Source organism: Cedecea selenatireducens (genome assembly GCF_042138895.1).
Taxonomy (GTDB): domain Bacteria; phylum Pseudomonadota; class Gammaproteobacteria; order Enterobacterales; family Enterobacteriaceae; genus Cedecea; species Cedecea selenatireducens.
The window spans coordinates 78300-93566 of sequence record NZ_JBHIKW010000005.1 but is presented as its reverse complement, the minus strand read 5'-3'; the positions used below and the strand labels follow the sequence as shown (position 1 = coordinate 93566).

Sequence of the window (15267 nt, the reverse complement as noted above, 5' to 3'; positions counted from 1 at the left end):
TAAAGATCACACTCAGCAACAATACATTAGTTTCCATAGAATTGCTGCCGCCTGGTTGAAAAAAGGGGCCCTTACAGGCCCCTTTTTCTGAAACTCGCAAGAACTAGCGACGCAGACCCAGACGCTCGATCAGGCTGGTGTAACGTGCTACATCTTTACGCTTCAGGTAGTCGAGCAGTTTACGACGCTGAGAAACCATACGCAGCAGACCACGACGGCTGTGGTGATCTTTTTTGTGCTCTGCAAAGTGACCCTGCAGGTGGTTAATCTGTGCAGTCAGCAGTGCAACCTGAACTTCGGTAGAACCGCTGTCGTTAGTACCACGACCAAACTCGGAAACGATTTTAGCTTTAGCTTCAACGCTTAGAGACATTTTCAACTCCAACATTATAGATAAATAAACAGGGTGCCGATCTCTAATTCAGCAACCCCAGTGCACGACTGAACCCGTTGTTAAACAATCGGCCAGTCGTTAAGCCGCGCTATTTTACCTGTAGCGCTCTTTTACCGCAAGATAGCGGCAAAAGTCAGACGGGATATTCAACGACCAGACGGCGCGGAGCGACCCGGCCCTCGTCATCGATTATCCCCATACCGATAAATTTCTTCTCTTCGCCTTCGGTAACGCGCACCAGGCCTTCAGCCTGAACACCCGCAGCTCGTACCGGATTGCCATTTTTAAAATAAACGGCAACCTCTGGCAGCAAGTTCACCAGCGGGAAATCTGAGGCGGGGCTATCCATTGGCATCAGCAGCGGATCCAACAGGTCTGCAGGCTCGACCTCCTGCCGGTGTGCCTGCTCGACCAGCTCATTAAGCTGTTCCAGAGTGACCATGCGCTCAATCGGATATTTACTTACCGCCAGGCGACGCAGGAAAATAACATGCGCACCGCAGCCAAGTTTTTCACCGAGATCGTCAACGATCGTACGGATGTACGTTCCCTTAGAACAGTGAACCTCCAGCTCCAGTTCATCCCCTTCATGGCGAATAAACAGCAGTTCATACACCGTGATTGGGCGAGCTTCACGTTCAACCTCAATACCCGCGCGCGCATATTCGTACAGTGGCTTGCCCTGATGCTTGAGCGCAGAATACATCGATGGAACCTGCTCGGTGTCCCCGCGGAAAGTCTCCAGCGCGGCAGCAAGCTGCCCGGCGCTAAAGTTAACCGGGCGTTCCTGAACGACAATGCCGTCGGCATCAGAAGTGTCGGTACGCTGCCCAAGTTTAGCAATCACGCGATAACGCTTGTCGGAGTCCAGCAGATATTGGGAGAACTTCGTTGCTTCACCGAGGCAGATTGGCAACATCCCGGTCGCCAGCGGATCCAGCGCACCGGTATGGCCCGCGCGGTTCGCGTTATAAAGGCGCTTTACTTTTTGTAGTGCATCGTTGGAAGAGAGCCCCTGAGGCTTGTCCAGCAACAGTACACCATGAATATCACGACCACGACGACGAGGACGACTCATCAATCCTCCTTGCTGTCGTCCGTATTCACGCGACGCTCGTCATCATGACGGATGACATTGGAAACCAGGTTAGACATGCGCATCCCTTCAACCAGCGAGTTATCGTAGAAGAAGGTCAGCTCCGGCACGATGCGCAAACGCATTGCCTTACCAACCAAAGTGCGGATATAGCCAGACGCGTCCTGCAGAACTTTGATGCCTTCTTTGATGGCTTCTTCGTCTTTATCGTTCAGGAACGTTACGAAAACTTTGGCATAGGCCAGGTCACGGGAGATTTCAACACCGGAGACGGTGGTCATCATACCCAGACGCGGGTCTTTAATTTCACGCTGCAGGATAATGGCAATTTCTTTCTGCAATTCCTGAGAAACGCGCTGCGAGCGACCAAATTCTTTCGCCATAATAATTTCTCCAGACAAAACGGGGGGCACACGGCCCCCCTAAGATAGTTGATGCGGTATAGCTATCAGGAGATGGTACGCTTGATCTCGATAATTTCGAAGACTTCGATCATATCGCCCACGCGCACGTCGTTGTAGTTCTTAACGCCGATACCACATTCCATACCGTTACGGACTTCGTTAGCATCATCTTTAAAGCGACGCAGGGATTCCAGCTCGCCTTCATAGATAACTACGTTGTCGCGCAGTACGCGGATTGGGTTATGACGTTTGACCACACCCTCGGTGACCATACAACCTGCGATGGCACCAAACTTCGGTGATTTAAACACATCGCGAACTTCGGCCAGGCCGAGGATCTGCTGTTTCAGTTCCGGAGACAGCATGCCGCTCATCGCCGCTTTTACTTCATCAATCAGATGATAGATGACGGAGTAGTAGCGCAGATCCAGGCTTTCCGCTTCAATCACGCGGCGCGCAGAAGCGTCGGCACGGACGTTGAAGCCTACCAGGATAGCGTTGGATGCTGCTGCCAGCGTAGCGTCAGTCTCGGTGATCCCGCCCACGCCGGAACCGATGATTTTAACTTTAACTTCATCGGTAGACAGTTTCAGCAGGGAGTCGCTGATCGCTTCCACAGAACCCTGAACGTCGGCTTTCAGCACGATGTTCACTTCGGACACTTCGCCTTCAGTCATGTTGGCGAACATGTTTTCCAGTTTGGATTTCTGCTGACGAGCCAGTTTCACTTCGCGGAATTTACCCTGACGATACAGAGCAACTTCACGGGCTTTCTTCTCGTCGCGAACAACGGTCACTTCGTCACCCGCGGCAGGTACGCCGGACAGGCCAAGGATCTCAACAGGGATAGAAGGACCCGCTTCGGTCACTTCACGGCCCATCTCGTCACGCATCGCACGCACGCGGCCATACTCGAAGCCACACAGTACGATATCGCCCTTGTTCAGGGTACCTTCACGCACCAGAACGGTTGCAACCGGACCACGACCTTTATCCAGGAAGGATTCGATTACCACGCCGCTTGCCATACCTTTACGTACGGCTTTCAGTTCCAGAACTTCAGCCTGCAGCAGGATAGCGTCCAGCAGGTCGTCGATACCGGTACCGGCTTTAGCAGAAACGTGGATGAACTGGCTTTCGCCGCCCCACTCTTCCGGCATGATGCCGTACTGGGACAGTTCCTGCTTAACGCGATCCGGGTCTGCTTCTGGTTTATCGATTTTGTTCACTGCGACGACTACCGGTACCTGCGCCGCTTTCGCGTGCTGGATAGCTTCGATAGTTTGTGGCATCACGCCATCGTCAGCCGCAACAACCAGAACAACGATATCCGTCGCCTGAGCACCACGAGCACGCATGGAAGTAAACGCTGCGTGACCCGGGGTATCCAGGAAGGTCACCATGCCGTTGTCAGTTTCTACGTGGTAAGCACCGATGTGCTGGGTAATACCACCCGCTTCACCGGAGGCAACCTTAGTAGAACGAATGTAGTCCAGCAGGGAGGTTTTACCGTGGTCAACGTGGCCCATGATGGTCACAACCGGAGCACGAGTTTCGGTTGCAGCGCCGGTATCACGGTCGCTCATTACCGCCTCTTCCAGCTCGTTTTCACGACGCAGGATAACCTTGTGGCCCATTTCCTCAGCAACCAGCTGGGCGGTTTCCTGATCGATGACCTGGTTAATGGTTGCCATTGCGCCCAGCTTCATCATCGCTTTGATGACCTGAGAGCCTTTAACAGCCATTTTGTTAGCCAGTTCAGCAACGGTAACGGTTTCACCGATCACAACATCACGGTTAACCGCCTGTGCAGGCTTGGTGAAGCCCTGCTGCAGGCTGCTTGGCTTACGCTTGCCTTTACCACCGCGAACGGCTGCACGAGCCTCTTCACGGTCAGCTTTAGATTCGCCGTGTTTGCCGCCTGCCTTTTTCTGGCGAGGAGCTTTAGCCGTTGTAGTACGAGCGCGACCACGCCCGCCTTCTACTTCACGGTCGTTTTCGTCTTCAGCCTGGCGGGCATGCTGAGAAGTGGTGACATGGTAGTCAGACTTGTCGTCTTCCACTTTCTCTTGTTCGGCCCACACGCCTGCGTTAGCTTCAGCCAATTTACGGACCTCTTCCGCTACGCGACGTGCTTCTTCTTCGAGTTTGCGACGAGCTTCTTCTTCCGCTTTGCGCTTCAGCTCTGCAGTTTCAGCTTCACGGCGGGCTTTATCGGCCTGGGCAGTTTTCGTCATATCGTCAGTTTGTTGATTGCTCACTTTGTCTTTTTCCGCAGCTTCACGTTTCGCTTTATCAGCGGCTTCGCGCTTAGCTTGTTCTTCAGCATCACGCTTAGCTTTTTCTTGTGCCGCACGTTTGGCAGTTTCCTCTGCCTCACGCTGGGCTTGCTCTTCCGCTTCACGCTGCGCCTGTTCTTCCGCGGCAAGGCGTTCAGCCTCTTGCGGATCACGTTTCACAAAGGTGCGCTTCTTGCGGACTTCGATTTGTACCGATTTACTTTTCCCACCGGTACCTGGAATGTTTAAAGTACTGCGCGTTTTGCGCTGTAAAGTCAACTTATCTGGGCCTGAGCCATGTTCATGGTTCAGGTGAGCCAGCAGAGTTTGCTTCTCTTGCGCCGAAACGGAGTCATCAGCAGACTTCGGGATCCCTGCATCAGCAAATTGCTGTACCAGGCGGTCCACGGAGGTCTGAATCTCTGCGGCCAGCGCTTTTACGGTTACATCTGTCATGCTGTTCCTTCCTGCTACAGTTTATTACGCTTCGCCGCCAAACCAGCAAATGTTACGCGCTGCCATAATCAGTTCACCGGCTTTCTCATCCGTTAAACCTTCGATATCAGACAGGTCGTCAACACCTTGCTCGGCAAGGTCTTCCAGCGAGCTAACACCACGAGCAGCCAGTTTAAAGGCCAGCGTGCGATCCATCCCTTCGAGGTTCAGCAGATCCTCGGCTGGTTTCTTATCGCCAAGGCTCTCTTCTTGTGCCAGAGCCAGTGTGGTGAGCGCGTTTTTAGCGCGATCGCGTAATGCTTCCACGGTGTCTTCATCAAGGCCGTCGATTTCCAGCAGCTCTTTCATTGGCACATAGGCCAACTCTTCAAGCGTGGAGAAACCTTCTTCGACCAACACGGTGGCGAAATCCTCGTCAATGTCGAGGTATTTGGTAAAGGTATCAATAGCCGCATGCGCTTCAGCCTGATGTTTAGCCTGCAGGTCATCAACGGTCATGACGTTGAGTTCCCAGCCGCTCAGCTGTGATGCCAGGCGAACGTTCTGACCGTTACGGCCGATGGCCTGTGCCAGGTTGCCTGCCTCTACCGCGATATCCATCGTATGTTTGTCTTCGTCGACAACGATGGATGCTACGTCAGCCGGTGCCATTGCGTTGATAACAAACTGCGCCGGGTTGTCGTCCCACAGCACGATATCAATACGCTCACCGCCTAACTCTGTAGAAACCGCCTGAACGCGTGCACCACGCATACCAACGCATGCCCCGACCGGGTCGATACGCTTGTCGTTAGTTTTCACAGCGATTTTGGCGCGAGAGCCAGGATCGCGTGCAGCGGCTTTAATCTCGATAACTTCTTCACCGATTTCCGGCACTTCAATGCGGAACAGTTCGATCAGCATTTCAGGTTTGGAGCGGCTAACGAACAGTTGTGCACCGCGAGCTTCAGGACGTACTGCGTACAGCACGCCGCGAATGCGGTCGCCCGGACGGAAGTTTTCGCGCGGCAGCATATCTTCACGCAGAATCACGGCTTCAGCATTGCTGCCGAGATCCAGAGCGATGTTGTCACGGTTAACTTTTTTCACCACGCCGGTGATAATCTCACCTTCGTGCTCACGGAACTGATCGACCACCATCGCACGCTCGGCTTCGCGAACTTTCTGCACGATAACCTGCTTGGCGGTTTGGGTGGTGATACGGTCAAAGGTCACGGATTCAATCTGATCTTCAACGTATTCACCAACCGTGAAGGCCGGATCTTCGAACTGAGCCGCTTCCAGGGTGATTTCACGCGTCGGTTGGGTCACCTCTTCAACGATAACCCAACGGCGGAAGGTATCGAAATCACCGCTTTTGCGGTCGATTTCAACGCGCACGTCAATTTCTTGCTCGTATTTTTTCTTGGTCGCCGTTGCCAGCGCACTTTCCAGCGCTTCGAAAATTTTCTCACGCGGTAGCGATTTTTCGTTGGAAACTGCTTCAACAACAGCCAAAATTTCTTTGTTCATCCTGGGTTTTCACCTCAATCCAAACTATTAAAAGTGGGGTACCAGGTTCGCTTTCTGGATGTTGCTCAGCGCGAACACTTCGTCTTTTCCTTCGACCGTTACCGTGATCATCTCACCGTCTACGGCTTTAATAATACCCTGCCATTTGCGGCGGTTTTGCACAGCCATGCGCAATACAATGCTCACTTCTTCGCCGGTAAAACGAACGTAGTGTTCTGCGGTGAACATTGGGCGATCGAGGCCAGGTGATGACACTTCCAGGTGATAGGCCACGGTGATGGGATCTTCGACATCCAGTACGGCACTGACCTGGTGACTGACATCAGCACAATCATCAACATTGATGCCATCTTCACTATCAATATAGATGCGCAGCGTAGACGTGCGGCCGCGAACGAATTCGATGCCTACAAGTTCGTAGCCCAGTGCTTCGACCGGTGCTGAAATCATCTCTGTTAATTTTTGCTCTAATGTGGACAAGCCCACCCCCAAGACATAAAAAAAGGGCATATAGCCCAGTTATTCTGAAGTCAGATAACAAAAAACCCCGATAAATCGGGGCTTTATATAACTGAACCCTGTATGCCGCAACTGCGGCCCGGACACCGTCCAGGAGAATTTTTTTCTAAATTCTTCGCGAAGGCACCGAAACTGGTGTTCACAGTATATTTGAAAAAGAACTCTCAGGGAAAGTGGTTGCGGGGGCCGGATTTGAACCGACGACCTTCGGGTTATGAGCCCGACGAGCTACCAGGCTGCTCCACCCCGCGTCCGAAAACGTGGCAAATACTACGCCAGAATTGCATAAAATGCAAGAATTGCTAGGATTTGGTACCGAGGACGGGACTTGAACCCGTAAGCCCAATCGGGCACTACCACCTCAAGGTAGCGTGTCTACCAATTCCACCACCTCGGCACTCTTTGAACACGGTAACCTTCATATTACCGCATTGAAGCTGACAAACTTACTGCGGGATATCGCTGCTCGGCTTGGTAGGTGCCGCTGGCGCAGTCTGCTCAGTTTGTGCTGGCTGACTTAAATTCTCCCACTCACTTCCTTTACTGGTTTTGTTGGTGCTGAGATTACCCAGAACCAGGCTCAGAATAAAGAACAACGTTGCGAGCACACCGGTCATGCGGGTCATGAAGTTACCAGAACCACTTGAACCGAATAACGTAGCGGAAGCGCCTGCTCCGAAGGAGGCTCCCATATCAGCGCCTTTACCTTGCTGCAGCATAATAAGACCTACAAGGCCTAACGCTACAATAAGGAAAACAACCAAAAGAGCTTCGTACATAATCAACCTGTTCCTTGCGGGGTTACCGCACGCCAATTGCTTCAAACCAGTTAAGCGGATACGTTTGTCATTACCCACTGAAGCGGGTGAGAATACTAACCAAAGCCAGACTGGTGCGCAAGGGCAATTTATTAACAATGCACTGACTGCGGAAAAAAACAGCAAACAATCAGTATTCGGTAGAAGAACAGGCGGCAACTGCCGCCTTTTCAATCAGTTTGATGCGCAGAAAATATTAAACTGCCTTCACTGCATCTGCGATTTGGTGGGCAAAGGCCGTAACCTGCGCTTCGTCCTCACCTTCAACCATCACTCGAATCAGCGGTTCAGTGCCTGACTTACGCAACAATACGCGGCCACGGTTGCCCAATGCGGCTTCCACCTCAGCGGTAGCGCGTTTTACCGCTTCGTTTTCAAGCGGATCGCCGCTGCCAGCGGTAAAGCGGACGTTAACCAAAATCTGCGGGAATAATTTCATGCCGCTGCAAAGATCGTGCAGGCTCATGTGGTTGCGAACCATTGCTGTGAGTACTTGCAAACCAGCGATGATACCGTCGCCCGTTGTGGTCTGGTCCAGCAGGATAACGTGCCCGGAGTTTTCCGCACCTATACGCCAGCCTTTCTCCTGCAGTTTCTCCAGGACATAGCGGTCACCAACTTTGGCACGGACAAATGGAATACCCAGCTGCTTAAGCGCGACTTCCAGCCCCATATTGCTCATTAGCGTCCCCACGGCGCCGCCGCGTAGCTGCCCCTGACGCAATCCTTCGCGAGCGATGATATAGAGAATCTGATCGCCATCGACTTTATGCCCCAGGTTATCCACCATGATCACCCGGTCGCCGTCGCCGTCAAACGCTATACCCAGATCGGCTTTTTCTAACAACACGCGTTCTTGCAGCATGCGAACGTCGGTCGCACCGCATTTTTCATTAATGTTCACCCCATCCGGCTCACAGCCGATGGCAATGACTTTTGCGCCCAGCTCACGCAATACATTGGGTGCGATGTGGTAAGTCGCTCCGTTAGCGCAGTCCACGACGATTTTGAGGCCATTCAGGCTCAGTTCGTTCGGGAAAGTCCCCTTACAGAATTCAATATAGCGCCCTGCGGCATCAACAATACGGCTGGCTTTACCCAGCTCCGCCGAATCTACGCAGGTGATCTCTTTTTCCATCTCCGCTTCAATCGCTTCTTCGACTTCATCCGGGAGCTTAGTCCCGTCGATAGAGAAGAATTTGATGCCGTTGTCATAGAACGGATTATGAGAGGCAGAGATAACAATGCCGGCTTCCGCGCGGAATGTTCGCGTCAAATAGGCAACCGCAGGCGTTGGCATTGGCCCGGTAAAAGAAGCGGACAGACCGGCTGCGGCAAGACCTGCTTCCAGTGCAGACTCCAGCATGTAGCCGGAAATACGCGTATCTTTACCGATGATGATTTTACGGGAGCCATGACGAGCAAGCACTTTACCCGCAGCCCAGCCCAGCTTCAGAACGAAATCAGGAGTAATAGGCGCATCGCCCACGCGGCCACGAATGCCATCGGTGCCAAAATATTTACGGTTACTCATAGTATTTGTTTTCCTTCACTGAAAGCGTAGCTTCAACCACGCGCATAGCTTCAACTGTCTCTTTCACGTCATGAACGCGAAGAATTTGTGCCCCCTGCATGGCAGCAATCACCGCACAGGCAAGACTTCCGCTCAGACGCTGGTCGGGGCCAACATTCAGCAACTGCCCCACCATGGATTTACGGGACATTCCCACCAGGAGCGGCATGCCGTAGTGATGGAATTCCGAAAGTCGGGCTAATAGCTGGTAATTGTGGGTGAGATTCTTACCGAAACCAAAGCCTGGGTCGAGCAACAATTTCTCTTTTGAGATACCTCCCGCCTCACAGCGGGCAATATGCTGCACAAAAAAGCGATTCACGTCGGCATACACGTCATCATAGTGCGGCGCCTGCTGCATCGTTTTCGGTTCACCTTGCATATGCATCAGGCAAACCGGTAGCCCCGTTTCCGCAGCGGCGGCCAGCGCCCCGGGCTCCTGTAACGAGCGAATATCGTTGATAATATGCGCCCCCACTCGGGCAGACTCGCGGATAACCTCAGCCTTTGAGGTATCCACAGAAACCCAGACTTCAAAACGCTGAGCAATCGCCTCCACCACCGGGATAACGCGCTCAAGCTCTTCTTCAGTACTTACTTCGGCCGCACCAGGTCGCGTAGATTCTCCGCCAACATCAATGATTGTCGCCCCGGCGTTGATCATAGCGTTTGCATGCTTCAGGGCTTCAACCAGCGAGTTGTGCTGGCCACCGTCAGAAAAAGAATCCGGCGTGACGTTTAAAATCCCCATGACATGAGGATGGGAGAGATCCAGCGTAGAGCCCTGCGCGGTAAGTTTCATTCTTCTTCCTATGCGTTTGTCTTAGGAGGTACAAAAACAAAAACCCCGGGACAGGCCCGGGGTTTATAGATTACTGCAAAAACATCTGTCGTGAGCGTCTTATTTGTCGCCCAGCTGTTCTGACATCGTGTTACCCGGATTTGGCGTGCGCGGTTCATCAACCGGGCGTGGCGCATTTGGGGTACCGTTGTTATCAGAATTATTGCTGCTCTTGCTCGCATCTTCCCAACCTGCTGGCGGACGCACTTCGCGGCGAGCCATCAGATCGTCAATCTGCGGTGCATCGATGGTTTCATACTTCATCAACGCATCTTTCATGGTATGCAGGATATCCATGTTCTCATTCAGCAGCTGGCGAGCACGAGCATAGTTGCGTTCAATCAGGGATTTCACTTCCTGATCGATGATACGCGCGGTCTCATCAGACATATGCTTAGCTTTCGCAACTGAACGGCCCAGGAATACTTCGCCCTCTTCTTCCGCATACAGCAGCGGACCAAGTTTGTCGGAGAAGCCCCACTGGGTAACCATGTTACGTGCCAGGTTGGTCGCGACTTTAATGTCATTCGACGCCCCGGTAGACACATGTTCCGGTCCGTAGATAATCTCTTCTGCCAGACGGCCGCCGTACAGCGTGGAGATCTGACTTTCCAGTTTCTGACGGCTGGCGCTAATAGCATCGCCTTCAGGCAGGAAGAAGGTCACACCCAACGCACGACCACGAGGAATAATCGTCACTTTGTGCACCGGATCGTGTTCCGGTACCAGGCGACCGATAATCGCATGGCCAGCTTCGTGATAGGCAGTAGATTCTTTCTGCGCTTCCGTCATCACCATGGAGCGACGTTCTGCCCCCATCATGATTTTGTCTTTCGCTTTCTCGAACTCAACCATCGATACCACACGCTTGTTACCGCGAGCGGCAAACAGCGCGGCTTCGTTCACCAGGTTGGCCAGATCGGCACCGGAGAAACCAGGCGTACCACGAGCGATAATTGCAGCATCAATATCCGGCGAAAGCGGTACGCGGCGCATATGCACTTTCAGGATTTGCTCACGGCCACGAACGTCCGGCAGACCGACAACAACCTGGCGGTCGAAACGACCTGGACGCAGCAGCGCCGGGTCAAGTACGTCAGGACGGTTAGTTGCCGCAATAACGATGATACCTTCGTTACCTTCGAAGCCATCCATCTCAACCAGCATCTGGTTCAGGGTCTGCTCACGTTCATCGTGACCACCACCCAGACCGGCGCCACGCTGACGACCTACGGCATCGATTTCATCGATAAAGATAATGCAAGGTGCTGCTTTCTTGGCCTGTTCGAACATGTCACGGACACGGGATGCGCCCACACCGACGAACATTTCAACAAAGTCAGAGCCGGAAATCGTGAAGAACGGCACTTTAGCTTCGCCAGCAATCGCTTTTGCCAGCAGCGTTTTACCCGTACCCGGAGGACCGACCATCAGGACGCCTTTCGGGATTTTACCGCCCAGCTTCTGGAAACGGCTCGGCTCACGCAGGTATTCAACCAGCTCAGCCACCTCTTCTTTCGCCTCGTCACAGCCTGCAACGTCAGCAAAGGTGGTCTTGATTTGGTCTTCCGTTAGCATACGCGCCTTGCTCTTACCGAACGACATGGCACCTTTGCCACCGCCGCCCTGCATTTGGCGCATAAAGAAGATCCAGACCCCAATCAGCAGCAGCATTGGGAACCAGGAAATGAAGATAGTTGCCAGCAGACTCTGCTCTTCAGGCGGCTCGCCCACAACTTTCACGTTCTTGGTAATCAGATTATCAAGCAGCTTGGGATCATTAACGGGGATGTAAGTCGTGTATCGGTTACTATCTTTCTTGGTAACGTTGATTTCACGTCCGTTGATGCGCGCTTCGCGAACCTGGTCCTGATTAACTTCGGACAGGAAAGTGGAGTAGTCCACCCTACGGCCATTTGACTCGCTGGGCCCAAAGCTCTGGAATACCGACATTAGCACAACGGCAATGACCAGCCAGAGTATTAGGTTTTTCGCCATGTCACTCAAGGGATTAACCTCATATTACAACTGTGTTAACAAACAGCGTCAGGGTACTATAGTTTGCGCCCGGTCGCTACAATGTACACTTCACGTGAGCGGGCACGAGAAGAGTCCGGCTTACGAACTTTAACCGTCGTAAACAGGGAGCGAATTTCTCGCAGGTATTCATCGAAACCTTCGCCCTGAAACACTTTCACTACAAAACTACCGCCCGGCGCCAGCACGTCCCGACACATTTCCAGCGCCAGTTCAACCAGGTACATAGCGCGCGGGATATCGACTGCCGGTGTCCCGCTCATGTTTGGCGCCATATCTGACATGACAACCTGCACTTTACTGTCACCAACACGTTCCAGCAGGGCTTTGACGACTAATTCATCACGAAAATCGCCCTGAAGGAAGTCCACACCAACGATAGGATCCATTGGTAAAAGATCGCAAGCGATGATTCTCCCCTGATTCCCGATTTGGGTCACGACGTACTGTGACCACCCGCCGGGTGCAGCACCAAGATCAACAATAGTCATTCCTGGCTTAAAAAGTTTGTCACTTTGCTGTATTTCATCAAGTTTAAACCAGGCACGGGACCGCAACCCCTTTTTCTGTGCCTGTAGAACATATTTATCGCTAAAGTGTTCCTGCAGCCAGCGACTGGAGCTGGCAGAACGCTTCTTACCTGTCATCTCAATATCCAACTTTGTTCATCGTGAATAGCAGGCTAACTAACAATCAGCACAGCCGATTTGGCGATACACTGGAGATGGCGGTAGAATGAACCGTTTTCAATCCCAACGTAAGCAAAAAATACGATGAATCTGAGTACTAAACAAAAACAGCACCTGAAAGGTCTGGCCCATCCGCTCAAGCCGGTCGTTCTGCTTGGCAATAATGGTTTGACCGAAGGGGTACTGGCCGAGATTGAACAAGCGCTTGAGCACCATGAGTTAATCAAGGTGAAGATCGCAACGGAAGATCGCGAAACGAAAACCTTAATAGTGGATGCCATCGTGCGGGAAACCGGCGCCTGTAACGTACAGGTCATCGGTAAAACGCTGGTGATCTATCGCCCTTCTAAAGAGCGGAAGATCTCTCTGCCGAAGTAGGCAGAGGTGTGCAAAATGCCACGCTATGTTCGTTGATAAAAGGCCGCTATGCGGCCTTTTTCTTTTCTTTACAATACGCCAACCCTTTAGCCAGCGTAGTAAAAATTATAAATATTCTACTTTCAGGATTTCGAATTCGACATCGCCACCCGGCGTGCGAATCACAACAACATCATCGCATTCTTTACCCACAAGGCCGCGAGCGATAGGCGAATTTACAGAAATAAGATTCTTTTTAAAATCAGCCTCATCGTCACCAACGATGCGATAAGTAAGCTCTTCGTCATTATCCAGGTTCAATACCGTTACGGTGGTGCCAAAAATCACACGGCCGTTATTAGGCATTTTTGTGACATCGATCACCTGAGCATTGGACAGCTTCGCTTCGATATCCTGAATACGGCCTTCACAAAAGCCCTGCTGCTCACGCGCGGCGTGATATTCGGCGTTTTCTTTAAGATCGCCATGCTCGCGAGCTTCTGCAATTGCAGCAATGATTTCCGGACGACGAACGGACTTCAGAAAATCCAGTTCCTCGCGTAATTGTTCGGCGCCACGTAATGTCATCGGAATAGGTTGCATTTGTTATACCTCTTAAAATCAGTCCTCTGCAGCAGGGCAAAACACCCTGCTGGCTTAAAAGCATGGCCGGGATACGGGCAGTATCTCCGGCAATAAATAAAAGAAAACCAACCCGGAGTGATGACTCCAGGTCAGTAACAGTTTTCAAATTGACCGGTATTTTACCCTGGAGTTCCCTAAGGGTCATCGTTTACTTTGCACCATAATGCACCGTAGTATGGCGGTCACGTTTCCAGGCCGTTACCGCGAGATTATGCGATTTTTTAGATTTGTCATTGGGTTGACCGCTGCCGTAGCCATCAATGTTCAGGCTGCGAACGTTGAAGAGTACACCTCCCAGTTGCCTGATGGGGCGAACCTGGCGCTGATGGTGCAAAAAGTCGGTGCCACAAGCCCATTCATTGATTACCACAGCCAGCAGATGGCACTGCCTGCCAGTACTCAAAAAGTCATTACGGCGCTGGCTGCGCTGCTTCAGTTAGGCCCGGACTTTCGCTTTACGACGACGCTGGAAAGCCGCGCGCAGGTCGATAATGGCGTACTGAATGGCGACCTTATCGCGCGATTTGGCGGCGATCCTACGCTTAAACGTCAGGATATCCGCAATATGGTCGCCGAATTAAAAAAAGCAGGCGTCCAGCAGATTAAGGGGAACGTACTGGTCGATACGTCCATCTTTGCCAGCCACGATAAAGCGCCAGGCTGGCCCTGGAACGATATGACGCAGTGTTTTAGCGCCCCCCCTGCCGCCGCAATCGTGGACCGGAACTGTTTCTCAATTTCCCTGTATAGCGCCCCTAAGGCTGACGATTTAGCCTACATCCGTATTGCGTCTTATTACCCGGTAGTGATGTTTAGCCAGGTCAGAACCCTGGCCAAAGGCTCTCCTGACGCCCAATACTGTGAACTTGATGTCGTTCCGGGCGATTTGAATCGTTACACGCTGACAGGCTGCCTCACACAGCGCGCAGACCCTCTGCCATTAGCCTTTGCCATTCAGGACGGTGCTAGCTATGCAGGTGCCATTATCAAAGATGAACTGAAGCAGGCGGGGATTAGCTATAGCGGAACGCTGCTGCGCCAGACTCAGCCCAACGAACCGGGTACAGTACTCGCCAGCAAGCAGTCAGCACCGCTGCACGACCTGCTTAAAATCATGCTGAAGAAATCCGATAACATGATTGCCGATACCGTATTCAGAACCATCGGACATAATCGTTTAGGCGTCCCCGGCACATGGCGCGCAGGGGCAGATTCCGTTCGTCAGATTTTGCGTCAAAAAGCGGGCGTAGATTTGGGGAACAGCATCGTCGTCGACGGCTCCGGCCTTTCACGCCACAACCTGATTTCGCCAGCCACGATGATGCAGGTGCTGCAATACATCGCTCAGAATGATAATCAGCTAAACTTTATCTCCATGCTGCCGCTCGCGGGCTACGACGGTTCCCTGCAGTATCGTGCTGGCCTGCATCAGGCTGGCGTTGACGGCAAAGTATCGGCGAAAACGGGCTCGCTGCAAGGGGTTTATAATCTGGCAGGCTTCATTACTACGGCCAGTGGCCAACGCATGGCCTTCGTGCAGTATCTCTCCGGCTATGCCGTTGAACCGGCCGACCAGCGTAACCGCCGTATCCCGCTGGTGCGTTTTGAAAGCCGGCTTTACAAGGATATTTACCAAAATAACTAGCC

At 52.4% G+C, this 15267-nt stretch carries 14 protein-coding genes and 2 tRNA genes; 2 read left to right on the top strand and 14 right to left on the bottom strand.

From position 1 onward, the window contains the following. Window positions 1-103: 103 nt before the first annotated feature. The 13 genes from rpsO to rlmE form a co-directional block, all read right to left on the bottom strand. Window positions 104-373, bottom strand: a complete 270-nt coding sequence (gene rpsO, locus ACE38U_RS10100; protein ID WP_002434239.1) for a 30S ribosomal protein S15 — start codon at window positions 371-373, stop codon at window positions 104-106. A gap of 154 nt (window positions 374-527) precedes the next feature. After that, window positions 528-1472, bottom strand: coding sequence for a tRNA pseudouridine(55) synthase TruB (gene truB / locus ACE38U_RS10095; protein ID WP_375529669.1), 945 nt, complete (start codon window positions 1470-1472; stop codon window positions 528-530). Beyond that, the gene (gene rbfA, locus ACE38U_RS10090) at window positions 1472-1873 is read right to left on the bottom strand and encodes a 30S ribosome-binding factor RbfA (RefSeq protein WP_038478520.1); all 402 of its coding nucleotides are present in this window, start codon (window positions 1871-1873) and stop codon (window positions 1472-1474) included. Before rbfA ends, truB begins: the two co-directional genes overlap by 1 nt. 65 nt (window positions 1874-1938) lie before the next feature. Continuing rightward, the gene (gene infB, locus ACE38U_RS10085) at window positions 1939-4629 is read right to left on the bottom strand and encodes a translation initiation factor IF-2 (protein ID WP_038478517.1); all 2691 of its coding nucleotides are present in this window, start codon (window positions 4627-4629) and stop codon (window positions 1939-1941) included. A 24-nt stretch (window positions 4630-4653) separates the two neighbouring features. Further along, complete coding sequence (gene nusA, locus ACE38U_RS10080; RefSeq protein ID WP_038478514.1) at window positions 4654-6141, bottom strand: transcription termination factor NusA; 1488 nt, start codon at window positions 6139-6141, stop codon at window positions 4654-4656. Between the two features lie 27 nt (window positions 6142-6168). Next, window positions 6169-6621 carry a ribosome maturation factor RimP gene (rimP, locus tag ACE38U_RS10075; RefSeq protein WP_071843016.1) on the bottom strand — a complete coding sequence of 151 codons (453 nt, stop codon included), beginning with the start codon at window positions 6619-6621 and terminating at the stop codon, window positions 6169-6171. A 213-nt stretch (window positions 6622-6834) separates the two neighbouring features. Continuing rightward, window positions 6835-6911, bottom strand: a tRNA-Met gene (locus ACE38U_RS10070). Window positions 6912-6970: 59 nt separating this feature from the next. Further along, a tRNA-Leu gene (locus tag ACE38U_RS10065) sits at window positions 6971-7057 on the bottom strand. A gap of 49 nt (window positions 7058-7106) precedes the next feature. After that, window positions 7107-7439 carry a preprotein translocase subunit SecG gene (secG, locus tag ACE38U_RS10060; RefSeq protein ID WP_038478508.1) on the bottom strand — a complete coding sequence of 111 codons (333 nt, stop codon included), beginning with the start codon at window positions 7437-7439 and terminating at the stop codon, window positions 7107-7109. Window positions 7440-7674: 235 nt separating this feature from the next. Further along, window positions 7675-9012, bottom strand: coding sequence for a phosphoglucosamine mutase (gene glmM / locus ACE38U_RS10055; protein ID WP_038478505.1), 1338 nt, complete (start codon window positions 9010-9012; stop codon window positions 7675-7677). Beyond that, window positions 9005-9853: a dihydropteroate synthase gene (gene folP, locus ACE38U_RS10050; protein WP_038478502.1), complete on the bottom strand. Its 849-nt coding sequence runs from the start codon at window positions 9851-9853 to the stop codon at window positions 9005-9007. The genes glmM and folP overlap by 8 nt, the downstream gene beginning before the upstream one ends. A 99-nt stretch (window positions 9854-9952) precedes the next feature. Beyond that, entirely contained in the window at window positions 9953-11890 is a 1938-nt protein-coding gene (gene ftsH / locus ACE38U_RS10045; RefSeq protein WP_038478498.1) for an ATP-dependent zinc metalloprotease FtsH, read from the bottom strand. A 56-nt stretch (window positions 11891-11946) separates the two neighbouring features. Then, entirely contained in the window at window positions 11947-12576 is a 630-nt protein-coding gene (gene rlmE / locus ACE38U_RS10040; protein ID WP_016538370.1) for a 23S rRNA (uridine(2552)-2'-O)-methyltransferase RlmE, read from the bottom strand. A 126-nt stretch (window positions 12577-12702) separates the two neighbouring features. On the opposite strand from rlmE, the gene yhbY reads away from it, so the two are divergent. Further along, window positions 12703-12996: a ribosome assembly RNA-binding protein YhbY gene (gene yhbY, locus ACE38U_RS10035; RefSeq protein ID WP_038478495.1), complete on the top strand. Its 294-nt coding sequence runs from the start codon at window positions 12703-12705 to the stop codon at window positions 12994-12996. Between the two features lie 105 nt (window positions 12997-13101). On the opposite strand, the gene greA is transcribed toward yhbY, so the two are convergent. Further along, window positions 13102-13578: a transcription elongation factor GreA gene (gene greA / locus ACE38U_RS10030; protein WP_038478492.1), complete on the bottom strand. Its 477-nt coding sequence runs from the start codon at window positions 13576-13578 to the stop codon at window positions 13102-13104. 253 nt (window positions 13579-13831) lie between these two features. On the opposite strand from greA, the gene dacB reads away from it, so the two are divergent. Further along, window positions 13832-15265 carry a serine-type D-Ala-D-Ala carboxypeptidase gene (gene dacB / locus ACE38U_RS10025; RefSeq protein WP_038483140.1) on the top strand — a complete coding sequence of 478 codons (1434 nt, stop codon included), beginning with the start codon at window positions 13832-13834 and terminating at the stop codon, window positions 15263-15265. Window positions 15266-15267: the final 2 nt, after the last annotated feature.

What these genes read in the sequence shown, in the direction of transcription:
- secG (WP_038478508.1), bottom strand. Translation starts at nt 7,439, where the DNA reads ATGTACGAAGCTCTTTTGGTTGTTTTCCTTATTGTAGCGTTAGGCCTT.
- nusA (WP_038478514.1), bottom strand. Translation starts at nt 6,141, where the DNA reads ATGAACAAAGAAATTTTGGCTGTTGTTGAAGCAGTTTCCAACGAAAAA.
- folP (WP_038478502.1), bottom strand. Translation starts at nt 9,853, where the DNA reads ATGAAACTTACCGCGCAGGGCTCTACGCTGGATCTCTCCCATCCTCAT.
- rpsO (WP_002434239.1), bottom strand. Translation starts at nt 373, where the DNA reads ATGTCTCTAAGCGTTGAAGCTAAAGCTAAAATCGTTTCCGAGTTTGGT.
- infB (WP_038478517.1), bottom strand. Translation starts at nt 4,629, where the DNA reads ATGACAGATGTAACCGTAAAAGCGCTGGCCGCAGAGATTCAGACCTCC.
- yhbY (WP_038478495.1), top strand. Translation starts at nt 12,703, where the DNA reads ATGAATCTGAGTACTAAACAAAAACAGCACCTGAAAGGTCTGGCCCAT.
- rlmE (WP_016538370.1), bottom strand. Translation starts at nt 12,576, where the DNA reads ATGACAGGTAAGAAGCGTTCTGCCAGCTCCAGTCGCTGGCTGCAGGAA.
- dacB (WP_038483140.1), top strand. Translation starts at nt 13,832, where the DNA reads ATGCGATTTTTTAGATTTGTCATTGGGTTGACCGCTGCCGTAGCCATC.
- glmM (WP_038478505.1), bottom strand. Translation starts at nt 9,012, where the DNA reads ATGAGTAACCGTAAATATTTTGGCACCGATGGCATTCGTGGCCGCGTG.
- greA (WP_038478492.1), bottom strand. Translation starts at nt 13,578, where the DNA reads ATGCAACCTATTCCGATGACATTACGTGGCGCCGAACAATTACGCGAG.
- truB (WP_375529669.1), bottom strand. Translation starts at nt 1,472, where the DNA reads ATGAGTCGTCCTCGTCGTCGTGGTCGTGATATTCATGGTGTACTGTTG.
- rbfA (WP_038478520.1), bottom strand. Translation starts at nt 1,873, where the DNA reads ATGGCGAAAGAATTTGGTCGCTCGCAGCGCGTTTCTCAGGAATTGCAG.
- ftsH (WP_038478498.1), bottom strand. Translation starts at nt 11,890, where the DNA reads ATGGCGAAAAACCTAATACTCTGGCTGGTCATTGCCGTTGTGCTAATG.